At 70.7% G+C, this 19,686-nt stretch carries 19 protein-coding genes and 1 pseudogene; 5 read left to right on the top strand and 15 right to left on the bottom strand.

Annotation, left to right across the window (positions count from 1 at the left end):
• Positions 1-30: 30 nt before the first annotated feature.
• From ACIRJP_RS33935 to ACIRJP_RS33900, 8 genes are all read right to left on the bottom strand, one after another.
• Positions 31-714 carry a DUF6884 domain-containing protein gene (locus ACIRJP_RS33935; RefSeq protein WP_404182703.1) on the bottom strand — a complete coding sequence of 228 codons (684 nt, stop codon included), beginning with the start codon at positions 712-714 and terminating at the stop codon, positions 31-33.
• A 719-nt stretch (positions 715-1,433) separates the two neighbouring features.
• Entirely contained in the window at positions 1,434-2,174 is a 741-nt protein-coding gene (locus tag ACIRJP_RS33930; RefSeq protein WP_404182701.1) for a hypothetical protein, read from the bottom strand.
• A gap of 14 nt (positions 2,175-2,188) precedes the next feature.
• Entirely contained in the window at positions 2,189-2,653 is a 465-nt protein-coding gene (locus tag ACIRJP_RS33925) for a Pycsar system effector family protein (RefSeq protein WP_404182698.1), read from the bottom strand.
• Between the two features lie 79 nt (positions 2,654-2,732).
• Complete coding sequence (locus tag ACIRJP_RS33920) at positions 2,733-3,923, bottom strand: hypothetical protein (protein ID WP_404182695.1); 1,191 nt, start codon at positions 3,921-3,923, stop codon at positions 2,733-2,735.
• Positions 3,924-4,105: 182 nt separating this feature from the next.
• On the bottom strand, positions 4,106-6,130 hold the full coding sequence (locus tag ACIRJP_RS33915; protein ID WP_404182692.1) for a hypothetical protein: 2,025 nt from the start codon (positions 6,128-6,130) through the stop codon (positions 4,106-4,108).
• A gap of 575 nt (positions 6,131-6,705) precedes the next feature.
• Positions 6,706-6,939: a hypothetical protein gene (locus ACIRJP_RS33910; protein WP_328974025.1), complete on the bottom strand. Its 234-nt coding sequence runs from the start codon at positions 6,937-6,939 to the stop codon at positions 6,706-6,708.
• A 539-nt stretch (positions 6,940-7,478) separates the two neighbouring features.
• Positions 7,479-8,030 carry a GNAT family N-acetyltransferase gene (locus tag ACIRJP_RS33905; protein WP_404182689.1) on the bottom strand — a complete coding sequence of 184 codons (552 nt, stop codon included), beginning with the start codon at positions 8,028-8,030 and terminating at the stop codon, positions 7,479-7,481.
• A gap of 7 nt (positions 8,031-8,037) precedes the next feature.
• Positions 8,038-9,267: a twin-arginine translocation signal domain-containing protein gene (locus tag ACIRJP_RS33900; protein WP_404182687.1), complete on the bottom strand. Its 1,230-nt coding sequence runs from the start codon at positions 9,265-9,267 to the stop codon at positions 8,038-8,040.
• 170 nt (positions 9,268-9,437) lie between these two features.
• On the opposite strand from ACIRJP_RS33900, the gene ACIRJP_RS33895 reads away from it, so the two are divergent.
• On the top strand, positions 9,438-9,890 hold the full coding sequence (locus ACIRJP_RS33895; protein WP_404182684.1) for a hypothetical protein: 453 nt from the start codon (positions 9,438-9,440) through the stop codon (positions 9,888-9,890).
• On the top strand, positions 9,887-10,273 hold the full coding sequence (locus tag ACIRJP_RS33890) for a DUF6415 family natural product biosynthesis protein (RefSeq protein ID WP_404182681.1): 387 nt from the start codon (positions 9,887-9,889) through the stop codon (positions 10,271-10,273). Before ACIRJP_RS33895 ends, ACIRJP_RS33890 begins: the two co-directional genes overlap by 4 nt.
• Before the next feature lie 250 nt (positions 10,274-10,523).
• Here the strand turns inward: ACIRJP_RS33890 and ACIRJP_RS33885 are convergent, their stop codons facing one another.
• Together ACIRJP_RS33885 and ACIRJP_RS33880 are read right to left on the bottom strand one after the other, a co-directional pair.
• Positions 10,524-10,937 (bottom strand): hypothetical protein, encoded by a 414-nt coding sequence (locus tag ACIRJP_RS33885; RefSeq protein ID WP_404182678.1) that lies wholly within the window; start codon positions 10,935-10,937, stop codon positions 10,524-10,526.
• Positions 10,938-11,325: 388 nt separating this feature from the next.
• Complete coding sequence (locus ACIRJP_RS33880; RefSeq protein ID WP_404182675.1) at positions 11,326-12,216, bottom strand: hypothetical protein; 891 nt, start codon at positions 12,214-12,216, stop codon at positions 11,326-11,328.
• 684 nt (positions 12,217-12,900) lie between these two features.
• On the opposite strand from ACIRJP_RS33880, the gene ACIRJP_RS33875 reads away from it, so the two are divergent.
• A complete protein-coding gene (locus ACIRJP_RS33875) occupies positions 12,901-13,158 on the top strand; it encodes a hypothetical protein (protein ID WP_404182672.1) in 258 nt (85 codons plus the stop codon).
• A 296-nt stretch (positions 13,159-13,454) separates the two neighbouring features.
• A pseudogene (locus ACIRJP_RS33870) lies at positions 13,455-13,698 on the top strand (hypothetical protein); the annotation flags it as partial.
• A 24-nt stretch (positions 13,699-13,722) separates the two neighbouring features.
• Here ACIRJP_RS33870 and ACIRJP_RS33865 read toward each other — a convergent pair.
• Positions 13,723-14,397 carry a hypothetical protein gene (locus ACIRJP_RS33865; protein ID WP_404182670.1) on the bottom strand — a complete coding sequence of 225 codons (675 nt, stop codon included), beginning with the start codon at positions 14,395-14,397 and terminating at the stop codon, positions 13,723-13,725.
• 247 nt (positions 14,398-14,644) lie between these two features.
• Between ACIRJP_RS33865 and ACIRJP_RS33860 the strand changes: the two genes are divergently transcribed.
• A complete protein-coding gene (locus ACIRJP_RS33860) occupies positions 14,645-15,781 on the top strand; it encodes a hypothetical protein (RefSeq protein ID WP_404182667.1) in 1,137 nt (378 codons plus the stop codon).
• A gap of 195 nt (positions 15,782-15,976) precedes the next feature.
• On the opposite strand, the gene ACIRJP_RS33855 is transcribed toward ACIRJP_RS33860, so the two are convergent.
• The 4 genes from ACIRJP_RS33855 to ACIRJP_RS33840 form a co-directional block, all read right to left on the bottom strand.
• Positions 15,977-16,894 (bottom strand): hypothetical protein, encoded by a 918-nt coding sequence (locus tag ACIRJP_RS33855; protein WP_404182664.1) that lies wholly within the window; start codon positions 16,892-16,894, stop codon positions 15,977-15,979.
• A 123-nt stretch (positions 16,895-17,017) separates the two neighbouring features.
• Positions 17,018-17,836: a hypothetical protein gene (locus ACIRJP_RS33850; RefSeq protein ID WP_404182661.1), complete on the bottom strand. Its 819-nt coding sequence runs from the start codon at positions 17,834-17,836 to the stop codon at positions 17,018-17,020.
• A gap of 139 nt (positions 17,837-17,975) precedes the next feature.
• A complete protein-coding gene (locus ACIRJP_RS33845) occupies positions 17,976-18,353 on the bottom strand; it encodes a hypothetical protein (protein WP_404182658.1) in 378 nt (125 codons plus the stop codon).
• Between the two features lie 74 nt (positions 18,354-18,427).
• A complete protein-coding gene (locus ACIRJP_RS33840; protein ID WP_404182655.1) occupies positions 18,428-19,477 on the bottom strand; it encodes an integrase in 1,050 nt (349 codons plus the stop codon).
• Positions 19,478-19,686 lie beyond the last annotated feature (209 nt).

The following is a 19,686-nucleotide window of genomic DNA, read 5'->3' as shown; positions in this document are numbered from 1 at the left end:
CCGGGGACGGGTGGGGGAGCGGGTCGCCGGTCACGCGGCGGTCGTGTAGTGGTCGGCGTGCTCGCGCATGGCGGTCAGCCGTCCGCGCTGCCGGCCGATGCCGAGATGGGCCAGCGGGGTGCTGGCCTGGGGCCAGACGGCGACGGCGCGCTGGGTGTACCGGCTCGGGGTGAGCAGGACGACGTCGGCGTCGGTCAGTCCCAGCTCGGCGGCCTGGGCGCGCAGTTCCTCGACGGTGACGCTGCCGGCGTCTTCCCATGTGTGGTCGTACGGCTCGACGACCTGGTCGAGCGGCAGGAAGCCGTGCAACGCGCTGAGCACCAGGACGGTGCCGCCGTGGGCGGTGAGGGCGTCGGCGGTCCGGCGGGCGTGCGTGTGCAGCTTGCCGACGTACAGCTGCCCGGCCGGGGCGGCGTGGTCCACCTTCGCCTCGGAGCAGGGGATGACGACGACCGGCCCGGCCGTGGCGGGGGTGGCGGGGTCGAACAGGGCCAGCTGCTCGCCGTGTGCGGCGGCGACCGGCCAGCGGGCGGCCGGGGCCTCGACCTGCTCGGCGGCGTCGAGCAGCTGCAGGCGGTCGGTGTCGACGTAGCGCGCACACCGGGCGGCGTAGCGGGCGGCGCGCTCCGGTCCCCAGCCGGTGTCCCACAGCGGCCGGCGGGCGGCGGTGCCGTCCTCGCGCCGGATCTCCTGGCCTTCGTCCCGCAGCCCCATCCCATGCCCCCTTCGTGGTGACTTGTGCAGGATTCCAGTCTAATGCATTGCATTGCATTTCGTCAATGTATTTCATCACGAGTGATGCAATGAAACGCAATGTTTTAGGGGGTCGGCAAGATCTGCCGTGCGCACCCCGGGTGCCGCGCGGCCCGGTCCTCGCCCCGGGGTCGGCCTTGGGCGGTGGGTCCTCGCCGGGCCGCGCCGACCACCGACGACACGCTCCTCGGCCACGACGAGACCCGGGCCGACGCGGAGCGACCGCACCGGCCGGCCACCACGGCGCGGCAGCAGCTGCTCCCCCTCGGCCCCCGTCGGCGGCGCGGTCTCCTCACGGGCCCGTCATGCGCGACGGCGGGAGTACGGCGGGCGGCCACGCTCCGGCCGGGCAGACGGCGACCGGAGCGCCACCGGTCCCCCTCCCTCCGCCGCTGGCCGTCTTTTCCCAGTCCGAAGCACCTGCAGCCGCGCACGCTGCGGGCCACGGAGGCTTACGGACTCTGGGCGCCCTCTTCCCGGGCCCGCGCCGTGCGTCGGGCCGGAGCGGGCACGCTGGCCTGCGCGGGTTTCATAAATCGGACCGCGGCTGAGGGGGGCCCGGTTCCCGTCGCGCGCGGGCGCGCAGGGCGGTCCCAAAAGTCCCAAAACCCGGGGCCGGTCAGCACAGTGCGCCGGGACCGGGGTGGTCTCGGCGCACTGGTGGTGGGGCGGGAAGCGGACTATGCCTGGGCGGGCCCGGGGGTGCCGACGGCGATGCGGGCGCCGACCAGTTGCCCGGCCTGGGCGGCGGTGCGCAGGGCCCTGGCGGTGGCCTTGGCGTCGTGGGCGCGTGGGTCGAGCCCACCGACGTTGCCGGCGTAGAGCACGGCCCAGCCGTAGCGGGCGGCGTGGGTGAGCCAGCCGTCGGGGAGGTCCACGGACCCGGTGTAGAACTGCCCGCCGTCGGGGTCGAGGATCAGCAGCCCGTCCTCGCCGGCCGGCCCGTGCCCGAGCAGCAGCACTCCGACCCACTCGGCGACCTGCGGCGGGGCCTGGCGCAGCCGGGTGACCAGGTGGAAGCCGCAGCCCAGGAGGTGGCTGGCGACCACGTTGGTCAGCTCGCCGGTCGGGCCGTCGCTGACGACGTACGCCTTGCTGACGGTCTCGGCGACCAGGACCGGCAGGTCGGCGCCGCCGTGGTCGAGGACGGCGGCAGTCATCGTCATGTCGTAGCCGCCGTCGGGCTCAGCAGGGGCGAAGTCGGGGCCCAGTTGGATGATCTCGGAGGGGCCGCAGTGGTCGTGGACGTAGACGACGTGGGTGCAGGTGCCGCCGGTGCGGACCACCGTGTTCACGGCGCCGTTCAGCGGGGTCCGGCAGGTGGCGCACTGGCCGTTGCTCAGGGAGACCTCGGCGGCACGGGCGATGCCCTCGGGACCGAGCAGCGCCCGTACTGCGGGGCTCATGTGCAGGTCAGTCATGTGTGTGGTCCTTCTCAGAGCAGCGCGGTCAGGACGGCGGCGGCAACCAGGAATCCGATGCCGACCAGGTCGGAGTCGACGGCGCCCTGGACCCGGCCGTACTTGCGGAGGGCGGCGGCCTGCAGGAGCTGGACCTCGTCGGTGCGTGGCCCGGTGTTCAGTCGGGTCTCCAGTTGCTCGGTCTCCAGCTCGTGCCAGCGCGGCCAGCCGGTGCCGGAGAGGGTAGGCCGTACTGCGAGGAGCAGTAACACGGTCGAGGTGACTAGGGCGGCGATGCCGACAACTCCCGTTACAACAGTCGCTGCAGGCAGGTCGAGCTGGGGGGCGGCGGAAGCGACGCCGGCAAGCGCGGCGCCGTTCAGGGCCAGTAACAGGCTTGCCTTGCTGTCCGCGCGGGCCATCTCCGCGCAGAGCATGGCGACGGCATTGGCTGCGCCCTGCGGTGCGGGGCGTACGGGCTGAGGGTCGGTGGTAGTCAACGGCTGCGCTCCTTGGTATCGAGGGGCGGTCCGGAGCCAGCTCCAATGGCTCCGGCCGCCATGGTGTTCGGGTGTGAGGTCACGCCTGCTCGGTCCCGGCCTTCTCTCCGGTGCGCATCTTGTGCACGGCCTGCCGGGACATGCGGGCCCGGCCGGCGATGTCGGAGTCGCTGTGACCCCAGTCGATGGCCCGGCCTACCAACTGGCGGCGCTCGGCGAGGTACTTCTCCAGCCGGGCGGCCTCCGCGCCGACCACGGCGAGGCGGTCCCAGTCCTGCTCGCGCAGCCGGGCCCGGTGGCTGTAGGCGGCCTCCCGGGTGCCGAACAGGCGCACGCCCTGCTCCCCGGCGCGCAGTTCCTCGCGCTCGATCCAGGCGTCCAGGGCGGCGTCGGTGGTCTCGGAGGTGATGGCGCCGGCGGCCAGCACCTTGTGCTCGACGTCCCAGTCGGCGAAGTCCCGCGCCGGCCGGGGGTCGCCGTTCATCAGGACCGTGCGGTACCAGGAGCGCACGCCCAGCACGTCCAGGCCCACGCCGGAGCCGTCGCGGTAGGGCCGCCCGAACACCTTCTTCACCTCGGCGTGCCAGTGCTCGTTCGCGCCGATGAACCGGGTCTGGTACTCGCACTCCTCGGCCAGCTTGTCGAGCGACAGTCCCAGCATCCTGGGGACGTAGACCTGGGGGAAGCGCTCGACGATCTCGGCGAAGTCGACCAGGTCGGCGTCGACCTCGCGGGGAGCGGCCTCGCGGTGACGGGAGGTCAGGCGGCAGATGTTGCGGGCCGCGTGGGCGGCGGCGGCCGACCAGTCCAGTTCGCCGCCCGCCTCGAAGAACTGGTCGAGCAGCTCCTGGGCGTACGGCTTCACCAGCTCCAGCAGCCAGTTGGCGCCCTCGACGTCGAGGTACGGATGCCCGGTGAAGCCGCTGTCGACGGTCCAGCTGAGCAGCCCGGGGACCGGCTCGAACCACATGTGCGGGCCGCTGCCAGGCAGGAAGGGCTTGCCCGGGTGCCAGCGGTTCCACGTCGACCTCGGGACGTCGTTGACGGCCTTCCACGCGGGGTTCCACGGCTCCCGGTGCTCGGTGCTCTCGTGCCAGCTCAGCTCGCCCGTGATGGTGTCCAGCAGGACGTGCTGGTAGTGGCCCGGAGCGTGGCGCCCGTGGAGCGGCTCGGAGGAGATCACCTGCTCCACCGGCGTCACGGCGACCCGGGGCGCCTGATAGGTCGCCACCTTGATCTGCGGTACGGGCACGGTCGTCTCGTTGTTCATCCAGCTCTCCTCACTGAGTTCCGTCTGACGTAAACAGATTGACGATGCCTCAAGTGTCCGTCAACCAGTTGACAAGAAATGGCCGGAAGGTGATTTGGCCCGATAACAAGCCCTGTGGTGGGGTCATCGGAACATCAGAAAGGGGCGGCAGTAGACGGAGGGTGTCACGGCCTGCCGTGACGTCAGGCGGTGGCGATACGGCGCTCGATGCGGGCCCTGGCGGCGGTGTGGTCGCCGCGGCCGTCGGTGGTGCGGGGGTAGCGGCGGCGGGGCTGGCGGCCCAGCGTGGTGAGCACCAGGGCGGTCTGTTCCTGGTGCGTCTGGACGCCGGTGCGGATGCCGGCCTTGGGGGCGCGCATCCATTCCTCCTCCTGCTGCCACCACCGGTACAGCTCGATCTCAACGGCGTACCGGCGTGCACGGCCTGCCGTGACACCGAAGCAGCCCAGCGCCTTCGCCGCGGCGACCAGGGAGCCGGGCCGCGGGCGGTAGTACGGGGTGCTGGAGCGCTCGGCGGCGAGGTTCTGGCGGCTGGTGTGCTGGTCGGCTCCACGGCGCCGGAGAACGGCTCCTGCGGCCGTACGGCACCGCTCCCCGGGGATGGCCTGGCAGGTGGGGCACTCGTGGTGGACCGTCATCACTGCCCGGGTGGCGACCATCAGGTCACGCATCCGTGCCAGGTGCTTGGCGACGGTCCGGGGTGCGTATCCGGTGCGCTGGCACAGTTCGGTGAGGCTGACGGCGCGGTCGGCGTGCAGGGCCAGCTGCTGGTAGACGCGGCCCGCGTGGTGACCGAGCCCTCCGGAACGGTGGGCGGTGGCACGGCCGTAGGAGAAGAGGTCGGCCTGACCTGCGGCGATCTGCTTTTCCAGGCGGGAGATGAGGGTGGGCCGGTCTACCCCCCTGGGGGGCAGGTTCCCTTGTGTCCCACCCCCGGCAGAGAGGGGGAAAGCAGGGTGCGAAGCGGTGACGGGGAGCAGCTTGTAGGTGCCTGCGGGGCCGTTGTTGTCCTCGGCGTTGCCCAGCCAGCTGTCGAGCCGGAGGCGGCCGAACGCCCGGTGCATGGTGGAACGGCCGTAGCCGGTGGCAAGGGCGGCCCTGCGGACGTCCAGGCTCAGCACGGTGCTGCCGGAGCGCAGGGCGAGCAGGCAGAACAGATCGAGCGCGGCGCGGTCGGCCGGCCCGGAATAGGTGGCCCAGCGCTCCGGGCAGGCGTCGGCGGCGGCCTGGAGCTGCTCGACCTGGGCGACGACGTCGGCGAGGTTGTCCGTCCACTCCAGAGCCTCCTGCGGGAGGGGGAGGCGGGCGGCGTGAGCGACGCACCGCTCCCACTGGCGCTCGAACTTCTCCTGCACCTCGGCCTCGCTGAGCAGGACGCGCAGCGGGCGCACGGCGGGCGAGGTGCACAGGTGCAGCAGCCCGCCCTCGCGGTACCGGCGGTCCTCCAGCAGACGGGCCACCATCGGCTGCGACCAGCGGCGCAGGGCCAGCTTGGTGAGCAGAGAACCGCACACCTCGCTGACCTGGTCGGCGGGCGGGCGCCGGGTGAGCAGCGCCATCGTCTGCGGGTCGAGGGCGGTCTTCGGCGTGCCCGCCAGCCGGGGGCCGTCGTCGTCGATGACCTCGCTGACCTGGTCCTGACCCACGACCAGGGGACGGACATCCACGGCGGCCGGGACGGCGTCGATGATGAGCAGCAACCGAACGAACGCGTCCGAGGGGTTGCCGCAGGTGGCCGGGGTGAGCAGCTGGGCGGCACGGCGGGAGTCCAGCGGGCTCACCAGCTCGCTGCGGCTTCCGTTGCGGTGCGGGGCACCGATGGGGCGGACCGCGCCCGTGCGGCTCTTGAGCAGGCCGTAGTCGAGGGTGGGCAGGCGCTTGGCGGCGGCCACGGCGATGGACGCGACCAGCTTCTCGTCCAGCAGCGTCTCGGCGGTCACCCATACGTGGCGTCCGCCGGCGGACCCGGAGGCGGCGACCACGTAGGTCAGCCCGGCCTCCTCCAACCAGCGCAGCAGAGTTGCGAGGTCCGGGCCGACGTCGCCACGCTTGGTGTCGAGGTCGAAGCAGATCCAGCGGAAGGCGCGGAAGAAGCTGGAGAGGTAGACGGCGTACGGGCCCTGCGGGGCGCCGCGAAGGGTGTGCATGGAGCGCTCGACGTATTTGTGCTGCCACTGGCCCGAAGAGTTCTTCGTGTCGACGCGCACCGACAGCCGCGGGGACAGCTCCAGGAATAGCTCCTGCAGGTCCGCACGCGCGGCTCGGGGGGTCGGGATAACACCCGTAGGGGGGTTGTGATTCGGGGCAGATGACGGGCTGTGCGCACTCGACTCCGCGGACACTCCGGGGGTCGGCGCGAGCTGTCCGGCACCGTAGCGGTCCGCTACGATGGGAGGGCTCCTAACTCCATATGCACGCCGAAGCCCCCCACCGCCGTTCGGCGGAGGGCCTCAACGCGACCAACCAGGCGCGTGAACTGGGCTCCGAACTCTGTATGCGGTGTAGGACACCACCCGCCCGACAGTCGCCGTGGAAAGCGTCTGTGGGGCTCGACTCACCTCCTCTTCTGCGAGGCGAGGCCCCCCGGTTGGAAGCCGGGGAACCTCTGGGACTGCGGCGTTTGGAAGACACCGTTGGACGGGTTGAGCAGGTACAGCAGCAGCAATGCAATGGGTTTCAGCGGCCTGGGAAGAGACGCTGGACCCGATACGTCGGAAGGGCGCCGTTGCCCCGGTTGGAATGACCGGGGCTTTTTGGCGCCCTTCGGCGCTTTTTCAGATGATCAGCCGGTCATGGGAAGTTCCCCCTGGTCCGGCTCACCGAAGGCATCGCGGGCCCACACCGGGCGGCCGTGCTCGTCGAGCTGGTCGCGCCGGATGAGTTCCGCGATGTACTTGCCCATCGAGACCCCGGACGCCTTGGCACTGGCGAACGCCTTGGCGTGCACCTCGGGTGGTACGAGTGGCGACAGACGCACCAGCTTGTTCTTGGACTTCGAGTCTGCGACGGGCGGCACGTAATCCCGATCGCGCGCATCCCGACTTCCATAGGGCCTAGACATGCAGGTGATCATGCCATGTCGCCCGTTCATGTACGTACTCAAAACGTGGGTGCGGCGCGTGTTTTTTCTGAGGCGGGAGGTTTTATCCGTCGCCCCAGGGTCAACGGCTGACGGGCAATTAGGGCACGTCGGGACGTTCGGGGTTGCTCGGGGCGCTTCTTCTCGGCGAAGGAAGGCGTCCCGCGCCCGTCCAACAACGTCACCCGATCTGGTCACCCGACACCCCTTCCTGTGCTGCTTCGTGAGGTCCTCTCACAGCCGTAGACGTATCGGCCCCGGAATCGTTACAGGAAAGGGGACACCAGTTTTCGCACGTCAAGTGGTGTCCCCCGGGACGGGAAGGCGGGCGGGGTGTCTCCCACTGGGCGTCCCGTCTCCCGGGAGACGGCTGTCCGGGCCTGCGGCCCGACGGGCATGTCGGTGGCGTCCTCACGATGAGGGGAACGTCGTCCGCCGGATTCTGTTACACCCCCCCGCCCGGCGGCCCGGTCCGGTCAGCGCTGGGGGAGGTCGAGCAGCATGGCGTGGAAGAGCGGCGCGTCGGGAATGCGGGGGCGCAGGTCGCCCAGCGTCTGCCAACCCCACGACTCGTACAGGGCGTGGACCTTGAGGTGCTCCTGGTCGACCAGCAGCGTGGCGCGCTCCTCGGGCCGGGCGGCAAGCAGGGCGTCGTGCAGCTGGCGGGCGATGCCGGTCTTGCGCCACGGGACGCGCACCATCAGCTCGCTGAGCGCGTAGGTGCGGGTGCCGGTCTCCTCGACGACGGCAGCGGGCACCTCGGTGAGCAGTCCGCCCCACCACGGCGCGCCGGCCGGGAGCGGGGCGCCGTACGCGTAGCCGACGGCCTGGTCCTGGTCGTAGCCGACCACGCACGTCCAGCCGTCCCGGCGGCTCCAGCCGTCCAGCCCCTGGGCGAACCGCTCGACGGTGGCGAACGGGTCGGTCTTCGCGGCCTCGGCGTACACCTCGGCGTAGACGTCGAGCAGCAGCTGGCGGATGTCAGCGGCCTGGTGGTGGTCGTAGTGCCGTATGTCGAGCGAGGTCACGGGGCTCCTAGGCGGTGAGGGTGCGGCGGACGGTGGCCAGCCGGTCGGTGATGCGGCGGCTGTCGAGGGAGGACGCGTCGATGCCGGAGACGGTGGCCGCGGCCTGCTCGCGCTCGCCCTGGGCCAGCTGCAGCTCGGCCAGCTGCACGGAGTAGTACGCGCGGTTGCGGCGCATCGGCTCCGGGAGCAGGTCGAGGGCCTGGACGGTGGCGGCCTCGGCGCGGTCGTAGTGGCCCAGCGCCTGGTGGGTGATGGCGGCCAGCCCGGACAGTTCGGCCGGGTTGAGGAACGACAACCACGTCGGCGCCGACGCCGCGGTGTCGATGCGGTCGTACGCCTTCTCGGTGGCGAGCAGGGAGCGGGCAGCCCCGGTGCGGTCGGCGACGCGGGCCTGGCCGATGGCGAGGCGGGCGTGCAGCAGGGCGGCGATGTGCGGGTCCTGGCGGGCGCGGCGGTTGTCGAGGGCGGCCCGGGTGATCTGGACGGCCTCGCGGTGGCGTCCCTCCAGCCGGGCCTGCATGGCGAGGTTGGACCACGCGCGGGCGGTGGCGGAGGGGTCGGCGGCGAGCAGGGCGCTCTGCAGGGAGGCGGTGTGGAGCAGGGTGGCCTGCTCGGGGTCGCCGCTGTCGTGGCACGCCCAACCGGCGGACGCGTACAGGCTGCTGATCGCGCCGTGCAGGGCGCGCTCGACGCGGTCGCCGTAGGTACAGCCGTCGAGGGCCTCGCGCAGCCGGGCGATGTAGCCGGTGGAGACGGAGATCAGCGGGCCCCCGCCGATGGAGAAGAAGTGGGCGTCCATGCGGCCGATGCGCTCGTGGACGCGGTCGACGTCGCTCATCGACAGGCGCCCGCTGACGGGGGTCTGGTCGATGCCCAGCACGGCGGCGACGGTGGTGGCGGCGGACGCGGTGATGAACCTGCGGCGGTGCACGGCGGGCTCCTCCTCCTGTTGTGCCGGCCGCGGCGGACGGGGAAGGTTGGCGCTGGCCTTGCCACGCGGCACGAACCCCAGCGCCTGGGCCGGACGATCGAAGATCCGTTCCAGTGGCAGAAGGTACCTAGTCCACGGCCAGCGGACTTCCCCTGAGATCCACCGCCGGACATGCCGGTCGCCGCAGTCGCCGGGCCTGCCGAAGATGTCCTCGGCCACCTGGTTCACCTCGTCGGCGAGGCTCCGATGGGTGAAGTCGTACTCGTCGAGCAGCGCTTCGAGGATCGCGTTGCGCTGTCTGTCCATCGGGGCCCCCGGTGTGCTGTGCGTGCGCGAGACGGTAGTGCGGCGGCACCCCGCGCGTTGGCAAAACTGTCCGGTCTCTCGACGGGAAGTGCCCGCAATCCGGCCTGATCCCACCCGGACGTGTGGCGGTTGTCTGGGAGTACCGAGACGAACCGATCCGGGAGCCTCCCGTGCCGAACTCCTCCAGCGGCCGACGCCGTGTCACCTGGTCCTCGAAAGCCGACGTGGACGACCTGCTGCGAGAACGGTGGCGCAGCACGGACTGCTGTACGGACTGGGCGCACTGCGGCCAGCGCTGGGACGCGATCGCGGTCGAGCTGCAGCGGGGCCTGGACGCGCTCGACGCGCTGCGCCTGGGTCTGCACCGCGGCTACCCGGTGCTGGCGGACTACCTGAGCAACCGCCTGTACGTGATGGTCGACCCGGGCACCGGGCACGTCTGCCGGGACGTCCCGGGCGTCCGCGTGCTGTCGGCGGGCTCGCAGGTCCTCGTCCCGGTCTCCGGCGCCGGCACCATCGCGGCGCACTGGGTGAGCCCTCCCCGGGCGTCACGGCTCGTCGACTCCGGGAAGCTGGCGACCGCGCTGCTGCGCCTGGTCAACATCGGCGCGGTCGCCTCGTGAGCGGGCACCAGGTGCTGCACGATCCCGACGGCGTCCTGGACGACGAACTGCCCCTGGACCGGGGGCCGCACCAGCTCCTCGTGCGGGCCGTGCTCGCGGTGACCGACCCGGCCGGGCTCGCGCCGGCGGACTGCGAGCAGATCGCGCTGCAGCTGACCGGGCACGCCCGGCTCGTCGCGCGCGACGTCGAGCAGCTGGCTGGCCGGCTCCCCGAGCACGACGGACGGCGCCTGTTCGCGGAGGACGTCCTGCGGTCGGCGCGGGCACGGCTGGCCACTCCGCTGGAGCCGACCCTGCGGTGCGTGCAGGGCCGGGCCCGCATCGTGCGCGACCTGTACGCCCGGCTCGACCGGCTGACCACACCCCGGCCCGTCCCGGGCTGATCCTCCACGGCCTCGGCCCGTCGCTTCCCCTCGTGAGCGCGGGCCCTTCCCCGGGGCCCCTTCTCGTACGCACACGCGCCCGCGCGTGGACCTGCGCAAGTAGCGCAAGAACCCGTCGATATGCCCGCTCCGCCGGGAGCGGGAACGAAGGAGACCGCCCCGCACTCGCGCGCGTAGGACGGTCTCATAGGTTCCACGGGCATTCCTTCTCGCAGGTCAGCGCGATGCCCCGTGGGTCTCACGGACGGGCTCAGAGGACGCCGCTCTGCTTGCGGAGCCGTCCGGCCTCCTCGATGGCCTCGTGCAGTACGGAGGTCAGGTGGTCGGCCTCTTCACCGGCGAGGTCGGCCTGCTTCTCGGCGCGGCGGAGCCGGTCCTGCAGGAGTGCGCCGCGCAGGGCGGAGGATGCGCCCGCGGGCATCGTGTCGCTGAAGGCGACGACCATGCCGTAGAAGCCGTGCATCAGGTCGTCCAGCTGCTCCTGGCCGTCCAGGTCGCCGGGGCTGCTCATGACGCTGCGGGCGAGGATCTCGGCGGCGGCGAGCAGTCGCCCGGCCGCGATGGCGGGGCGCTCGATGGCACCACCCCCGTCGGGGTCGATGTGCAGTGCCCTCAGCGCATCGCTGATCTTCAGGACCGCGTCGGACTCTTCGGTGTGGGTCATGGAACGGCAGCGTAGCGATACCTCGTCCGGACCGGCTCCCCCTCTCGCCTGTTCCCGTGCAGCGGACCGGAGACTGAACGCCCCGACCCACCGGGCGGGAGGTCCAGGAGCAGAGCGGTCCAGGCGGCCGGCGGCGGCGTACGACGGAGCGGTGCGCTCGAACCCGGCGCCACTGACCCCTTGGAGATCCTGATGCCTGCTCCCTCGAACCAGCCGCCCGACGACGAACCGACCCCCGACCCTGCCGCTGCGCCCCTGCACCTACACCTCGCGGCACCGCTGTTTATCTCGGGTGGGAAATGAGCGTCTGGCAAGTCAGGCATGTAGCCGTTTTCGTACGTGCCTGACGAGTATCCGATGGGTCTTCAGGCATGTACGGCACGGCGCGTCAGGCGTCGTCCTGGTCCGTCTCCTGCTGTTGCAGGTGAGCTTCGAGGGCTTCCTGGACGCCGAGGAGCATGCTGCGGTCGTGCTGTTCGGCGCGGGCGAGAACGTTCCACTGGTGGACGTCGTGGACCAGGTTCTCGATCGCCGAGTCAAGGCGCTGCCGCAGCGCGCCGGGGCTCAGGGCCTCTACTTCGACCGCGTTGTACGGGTCGAGCCCCTCGCGCAGGCACTCCTCCCGGAAGCGCTTGAAGTTGCTGTCCGCCGTGTTGGCCTCGTGCGCGACCAGGCGCCCGCCGCGCACGTCGTCCGCCGTCACCGCGATCTGCTGGAAGTCGAGGTCGATGCCGTTGTTGCCGTACCGCTCGATCCGTTCCACGACGGAGCGAGGAATCGAGCGACCACTCGGGTCCCAGTCGCCGGCGTACAGGACGGTCAGCGGCCTTCCGTGGGCTTGGTTCTGCCGGACCGCCTCGTAGACGAAGGTCTTGGACGACTGCCCTCGGCAGGAGTACAGGCCGACGCCCCACTTCGAGGTGACCGGGTGGAGCACGCCGGAGATCGAATCCGACTCGCACCACACCTCGACGCGGCGGGGCTGGGAGGCCCAGAGGTTCCGCCGGTAGGTCTCGGCGGTGCGCTCCAGGGCCTCCAGTATCGAGTCGTACTGCATCTCCTGCCGGACCAGTCGGGTGCCGTCGGTGATCCACTCCCACGGCAGCAAGCCCCGCTCGCGCATGTGCCCGAGCTCGCGGACCGGCACCGAGTAGTTCCGGCGCGACTTCCCGGTGTCCTTCTCCCACAGCCGACCCAAGCCGAGGTAGTAGACGTGCCGCACGGTGCAGGGCTGGGCGTCGCGGACGATCGAGTACAGCTCGGCCCGGAGGGCTTCCATCTGCGCCTTCGTCCGCCGCGGACGTTTTATGGGGCTAGCGCCGTAATTCACGCTGCCAGTCAACACTCCCCGGCGCTCGCTGGAGATGTGCCTTACATGCCTGACAGTCATCCGGCGCTGTGACCTGCAAAAACGGCCGAGACCCCTAGATAAGGGTGGGGTCGGCGCACCGGACGGACCTGCAGACGGCTGCCGACCGGACCGCGTCTGTGGCGGACTCCCCACCGGACAGCAGCCTTTGACCACAACCCCGTTGCTCCCTGGCGCGACCGGTCTGCACCACGACGATGCCGGTTCGCGCCGGGGAGTGACGGGGCAGCGGGGTCCAGGGGGCGGCGAAGCCCCCTGGTACCACGCTGCCCGGCCACAGGTCTGTGCCCCGGCCCCGTACGGTCAGCGCAGCCGCTCGGCCTTCGCCGCGACCTTCTGCCGTTCGCGCTCGGCGCGGGCCCGCACCTTCTGCGGCGCCCGCATGTCCACGGCCTCCTCGACGCCGGCGCGCACCAGGTCGGTCAGCAGCGCATACGCGGGAGCCCGCAGCCAGTTCCGATGGCTGCGGGCTCCCTTGGCGTCGCGGGGTCAGCGGGCAAGCCGGACGCGTCGTAGCCGGACGGATATGGCGGCCGGACCGGCACCCCCAGGACCTTGATCGCGGCCGTACGTTTTTGCACTACTCTCGGCTACTTGTCACTTCGCCGTAGCTTCGGGAGAACCAGGCCGTGGCGCGAGCCGATGGCGCCGGGCGGCCCGGTCCGCCTCTTCCAGCAGGGCCGCAAGGCGCCGCGCATCCCGCTCGGGCAACTGCACCATCGCTACACCGTTCACCTCGCCCGACACCGTCGGCTGCACCCCTACCTCTGGCAGCTCCATCCCCAGCGGCAACCCGGTACCGATCCCCAGTACCCGCGCCACGTCCGCAGCCTGCTTGGCCCACAGGAGTAGCCGGACGTCCCGACCGCCCGCCCAAGCCGCCTCGGGGAACCGTGCCCCTGGGCGCACATGCGCCCTCACCGCCAGATCCAGCCGGTCCGTCAGATCCGATTCGTTCACTCGGCTTCGCCCTCTCCGCTCGGCTGGCCCACGGCGCCAGTCATCATGCGACCAGTCTTCCCAGATCGGGCAGGGAAGCGAGGAGAAAGCCTCCGCCATAACCCCCAGTGCGGCCCGGTCTCCCGATCTCCTGTCGTGGCTGGCGCCCGCTTGGGATGCTGGGGTGATGGCAGAGATGCGGCGCCGGGTACGGCGCGTACCACGATGACCCCGACTGCTGGGAGAAGCCGGGCCAGCGCTACGTGGAACTCGTCGGCGGCCCCCTCGATGGCCAGCTGCTCGATGTGACGTCCTGGACTGAGGCGGACCTGGTGGACGGTGGGGCGTGCCTCATCGCCGAGGCCAGCAGCTACGGCCCCGGCGGCCGGGCCGACTATGAGGTTCGGCCCGGCGCCCCCGGGCCGGTGGGACTGGGTCGGGGACTCGCCCTGACCGGCCGTCGTACGGGCGGCCGGCCTACAGCGGCGGCGCCTGTCCGTACCGCCCGGCGGCCTCGTCCGGGGTCGGACCGTCCGTCTGGCTGCTGTCGAGCATCCGCCACCCGGAACTCGTCCACGTCAGTTTGACGGTGACGGTGTACCAGTCGGCGGTGGGCTTGGTTTCGTCCACGGTCTTGAAGAGTGCGTGGGACCAGACTGCGACCGTGGCCTGCTGCTCGGTGTACGCCGGGACCGATGTGCCGACGGGTGCCATACGGGTCACGAACTCGGAGCCGGCCGGGGCAATTCCGTCCGCGTCCAGCCCCACCTTCCGGTTGAAGGCAGGGCTGTAGTCCTTGTCGTAGTCCCGCTGGTGCTGATCCAGGGTTGCCGGGTCGCCGATCCGGCGGAGGAGGGCGTGGCGGTCCTCGGGTCGGTACATCGCCTCTGATCCCAGGGCTACGACCATTGCCGCGGCGGCGCGCTGGGCACCCTTCGGACTGTGGTCCGCCTCGGCGGACGCGTACGCGCCTCCGGGGACTGTGGCGTCGGCGGTGCCGCTGTCGCGGTCTGCCCCCGCCACAGCAATGGCAGCGACCAGCACGGTCACGATGGCGGACCCGGCGATGAGCCCTTGGTGCCTCCGCCTCGGCCTCCAGACTTTGATGGTGCGCCAGGTGATCGGCGGCGGCCGGCGGTCCTTGGTCGTCACGGGTGTGCGCCCCCTCCTGCTACGTGGTCCTGGTGCGCCACCGTACCGATGCCCAGCTCAGCCGTGGGAAGCTCGTAGCTCGTGTATTCGGGCACTGGGCTTGGGGGTTGATATGTCGGCGCGTCTCGTGGCCCGGCTGACCATACTGACGTCGTCTGTCACCGGGCTGGTGACAGCGGGTGTGACAGCTGCCCTGGCTGCCCCCAGTCCCAGTCCGTCCCCGACGAAGTCGGAGGATCCCTGCGAGTTGATCAAGTTCGGCCCCGCCAAGGAATACTGCGAGACTGGTGGAGGCGACGATGTCACCGGCGGCGCAGGAGGGGGAGGCAGCGACTCCCTGGGGGACTCGCTGGACCCGCTGTCCTCCCTCGCCCGAGGGTGCGCGGACGGGGCTGCCTGGACAATTGAGCAGCTGTCGAAAGCCGTCAAATCGACCGGTACGGTCGATTTCACGAACTCCAAGTTCGTCCAGCAGTACGCGATCGTGTTCGCTGCCTCCACATTCTTGGTCTTGTTGATGTGGTTGTGGGCCGCGGTTAAGCGCGTGGTGCGGGGGGCGCCCCTGACCCGGGCGCTCGGTGAGGCCATCGGGCTGCTGTGGCTCGTGGTCATCGCAAGTGCCTTCACACCGCTGGTACTTCACGTCGTGGTGGGGGCGGTGGACGGCATCACGGAAGCCATAGCTGGGACCGGCGACACCGATTTCTTCAGCTCGTACTCGGCGGCGCTGCGCAAGGGGTCGGAGGGCGGGTCGGTCATGCAGATCATCCTGGCTCTGGTGTCGATCGTCTCTGCGGGCGTCGTCTGGCTGGAGCTGGTGGTCCGGGCCGCGCTGCTGTATGTCGGAGCGCTGCTCGGGACGGTCGTCTACTCGGGGCTCGTCGACAGGGAGCTGTGGTCACGGGTCCGCAAGTGGGTCGGCATGATGTCCGCGATCATTTTGGTCAAGCCGATCATCGTGATCGTGCTCGCCCTGGCATCTGCACTCGCGACGGACGGGAGCCCGACCGGAGACTCGGTCGGGGCGATCGTCTCCGGCCTCGCGATCATCGCCATTTCGATCATCGCGTCGGCAATGCTTTTCCGTTTGATTCCCGGCATGGGGGACGAGATTGTGGCCGCCCGACGCGACTCTTACGATGCGGCCTCTAGGCAGTCCCTGGCCGCGGTGACCCGCCCGGTCGGCATCATGAAGCAGGGAATCAGTACTCATGCCGCTCGCGAGAGCCAGGGCCAGCAGTCGGCGGTTTCTTCCTCGGTGTCGTCGACCGCGTCCAGCGGCATCAGCACGCACGGCACCCGGCCGTCGACACCACGGCCCTCGCCGGAAAATCCGGCGGGGCCGCGCCGGCCCTCACCGGGAGCCGGACCCCAGTCCGACTAGGACCCCCAGCACCACGATGGCGATCAGGATGAAAAAGCACCCCTTGGGCCCGATTTGCATGGCGATCCCTCTTCCTCGGCTGACTGCTGACGGGTCTGCCCATCATGGCCGACGGAGTGACCGCTAGAGTCAGAAAGGGCGTTCGCAGCCAGCTCCAATGGCTGCGAACGCCCTTCTGTTTGCCCCGGCGCGGGGTCAGCGCGCGACGACGTCCTTGTCCAGGTCGCGGTGGACCAGGTCAACGGTCAGACAGCGAGCGATGAACTCCCGGGCGGCGTCGGCCAGTCCGTACGCGGTGGCCTGCTCTACGTCCCCGGCGACGACTGCGCGCAGGGCCATGGCCGTGGTAGCTGCCCGGTGACGTCCGCCAGCACACTGCGTCACCACGGTGAGCGGTGCGGCCGTCGGGCCAGCAAGGTAGCCCTGGACCTGCAGCGCGGTCGCGGCGAGGACCTCGCGCACGCCCGGGGTGTCCATGACCGTGTCGCGCACGACCTGGTCTTGGGCGGTGAGCTGGCGCAGATCGGCGCGGACGTGGGGGTCGCGGAAGTGCGCGCGCAGGTCGAGCGCGATGGTGGCGCGCTGCAACACGTCGGCCCACTCGCCCTGGTCCTGGTCCCCGTCGTGCAGGCGGCCGACGGACACCACGGTGACGTCGGCCGGCGCCTGGGCAACGATCCGGTCCCGGCGGGAGTCCCAGCCAGTGCAGTGCTCGCGGACCTGCCCGTCGGCGCCGCGCACCGTGATCTGCCACGACGGCCAGCTCTCGCGGGGCCCGCGGTCGATGGCGGTGACCTCGTACTCGCTGTCGGCGTACCCGTGGTCGTAGCGGCCTCCGACCCGGCGCGGCCCGACCTGCTGTGCAACGAACTCCTCCCAGGTCATCTCGAAGCCTTCCTCACGGTCTCCGAGGGCCTCGCCGGGGATGGTGTTGTCGCATTCCTGGCAGTGGCTCCACACCGCGGCGTTGACCGTGCCACAGCAGGCGCACGTCCAGGACGGGCGCTGGCAGTCGTGGCAGCAGTCGTACGTCGGGGGATTGTCGGCGCCGCAACTGCAGGTCCAAACGCGGCGGGTTTGCCTGGCTGCGGCAAGGTCGGTCTCGTACATCATCCGGTTCTCCTTCGTGGCGGGTTACTGGTCGTGGGTCTCGCCGTAGGCGTGCGGTGCCGGGCTCCGGTCGAGGAGTGTTGCAGTCCGGCCGTAGCACCCCTCGATGGACGGGTTTGCCTGGGCTCAGTTCGCTGTCCTGGCCTTCTGGTCCTCTCGCCTTCGCCGTGCCGCGGCAGCATGTTTGTGGCTCTCTGCGGCTACTTGACGCTGATACTGGGCAGACGCGAGGTGTTCCTCAGCGAGTGCGGGTTCTGCGGCAACCAGTTCTTCGTAGCAGGCGGCCGATTCGTCTTGTGTCTCCGCCGTTCTGGTCAGGTTCTGGGCCAACGCCTCGATCTGGTCGTCGCTGAGAGTGCTCTCGTCCTCCTCGGTGAGTTCCTTGAACTGGTCGTGCAGGGTGAATTTCAGTTCACGGAGTTCGATCAGGCGGGCGTGCAGGGCGGCGGCGCGCGGGCGCTGGGCCCTCTCGTAGACGTCGGAGCCGGGGAAGCGGACGGCGTCCAGGCCGGCGGTCACGGCGTCCGCGGTCTCCGGCCGCAGCGCGGCGTAGAGATGGTCAATCCGTTTGGCTCGGTCCATGGAGGTACCCGGGCTCTTTTTGTGCCCAGAGGTGCGGCCGTTGCTCGCCCAGGCGGTGAGGTCTGAGGACCATTTCTCGTGAGCGCTCTGCCGAGTGGTGCCGGAGGCGCCGCCGATCTGCTCCCAGGTAGCGCCCCGCTCCCGCTCTGCGATGACAGCAATGTCGACCAGTTTGTCGACGGCCTGTCTCAGAGCGAGGGTCTGGCGCAGGAGTTCGCCGTGGGGGAGTTCAGGACGGACCGGGATCAGGTCGAGTACGTCGGTGGAGAGGTTGAAGGCTCTCGTCGCGAAGGAGATACGGGCTTCGTCGCGGGGGGACAAGTACTGCGGCTCGGCCGCTGTGGTGTCGGGCACGTCGGTCATGGTCGTCAGGTTACGCCTGACAGTCACCCCTTCGTCAGGTTTACCCTGACATTCGGCCGAATTTACCTGTGAGGGTGACCGGAATGAACGCACAGGATAATTACGGCTATCCAGTGAGGAGTTGCGCCCGGGGCCGCGCTCACCGAGTCGGCGCAGATGGGCCGTCTACCGGGCTGGGGGTGCTCCCCGTGGGGTCCTGCGGCGTCCCGGTGCTGCGCGCCCGCCGGCACTCTCGCGGGTGGGTATGACCGCCGCATCGGCAGACCGCTTCCAGCTTCGCGCTCAGCGAGGTCATGTACTTGTCGCCCTGCAGCCGCGGAAGAGCGAACCGTTCCTCCAGCGGGCGGGAGACCTGGCGTCGTGGCAGCGGCGGCCGGGGGCGGCCGTCTCGCAGGTGCACGTCGAGGGACAGACCCACGTGATATTGCAGGTACTGGCTCACCTGCCGGCCGAACTCGACGTGCCAGAAGGCCGGTTCCTCGACCAGCCGCAGGGCCTCCCAGTCGGGTGCGGCCACGCTCAGTCCATGCCGGGAGACTGCCACCTGGTGAGGCCCGGGCGGACAGCCGTGGACAGCAGCTCGGGCCCGTCCTACAGCACGCCGATCAGAGCGTTGTCCTCCCACTGGTCGACGATCTCCAGGTATCCGGCGAGGACCTTGGAGTGGGGGGCCCAGCCGCCCTGTTTGGCGATGACGATCTGGTCGTGGCCCTTGAGCCGGGCGGAGGTGGCGAGGCCGCGGCGGGGGCTGTGGCCGGTGAAGCGGATCTCGATCCCGGCGCGTTCGCCGGCGCGGGTGACGACGTCGCCGACGGACTCGGGCTGCAGTCCGCTCTTCATGACGGTGTGCCAGCGCGGGTGGAGCCTGCGGAAGGCGGGGCCGTCCGGGTCGTCGAGCCGGGCGGCCTCCTTCCATGCGGTCCAGGCGCGGACCGGGCAGATCGCGGGGCGGGAGCCGTACGGCACGGGAACGATGCGCGGGCGGACCTTGGACACCCGCATGTCGGCGATGAGTCCGCCGGGGTCGTCGGCGTAGTCGCGCATCCGGTTGGCGGCGATCTCGTGCTCGCGCCCGGCGACGGCGAAGTGCATGAGGACCATGGCCCGGTCCCGGATGCCCATGAGGTTGTCGGGGCAGGCGGCGCTGATCGCGGTGAGGTGGTCGACCAGCAGGGGCGGGGCCTGCCCGCGCCCGCGCTGCTCGCCCTTCTCCTCCATCTCCCTCGCCAGCTGCTTGAGCCGGTTGCGGGCGAGGCGGGCCACTCCCTCCTCCAGCTTCACGCCGTGCTCGGTGCGGGCGGACACCACGGTGCCGGTGACCCGGCGGCCGATGGTCGAGGGCGCCATACAGGTACCCGGCTTCGAGCCGGGCTGGGTCCACAGCCACTCGACGAACATGACCAGCGTGCCGGGGGTGACGGCGAGCAGCGGCACGTCGCTCTCGGCGCAGAACTTCCTCCAGCTCGCCCAGTCCTGGGCGTAGCCCTTGCGGGTGTTCTCCGGGCGCCCGTCGGCGACCACCCGCACGGCCTGGCCGTCGATGTGGTCGAGGGCAGCGCGGGTGGCCGCGTCGAACTCCTCCGGCCGCGCCGGGGACGCTGGGATGACGACCGGTTCGACCGCTGTCTGATGCTCTGCCACTGACCGCCCCGTTCGCCGGATTTGCCACCGGTTCTTAATCCCGGATATGGGGAGGTTATCCGGGATTCAGCAGGGCCCGGCCGTCCGGCTGCGGCGCACGGCCGGGCCCTGCTGAATCCCGGATAACCTCCCGATGGACTGCGTCCGTCACTGGGCGGGGGTGCGGGCGGCTTGGGCGAGGAGGCGTTCCCAGGTGCGGGTGGAGCTGC

This window comes from Streptomyces sp. NPDC102437 (assembly GCF_044765565.1).
Taxonomy (GTDB): Bacteria; Actinomycetota; Actinomycetes; order Streptomycetales; family Streptomycetaceae; genus Streptomyces.
Note: the sequence above shows the minus strand (reverse complement) of the source record. Positions and strands in the feature narration are given on the sequence as shown.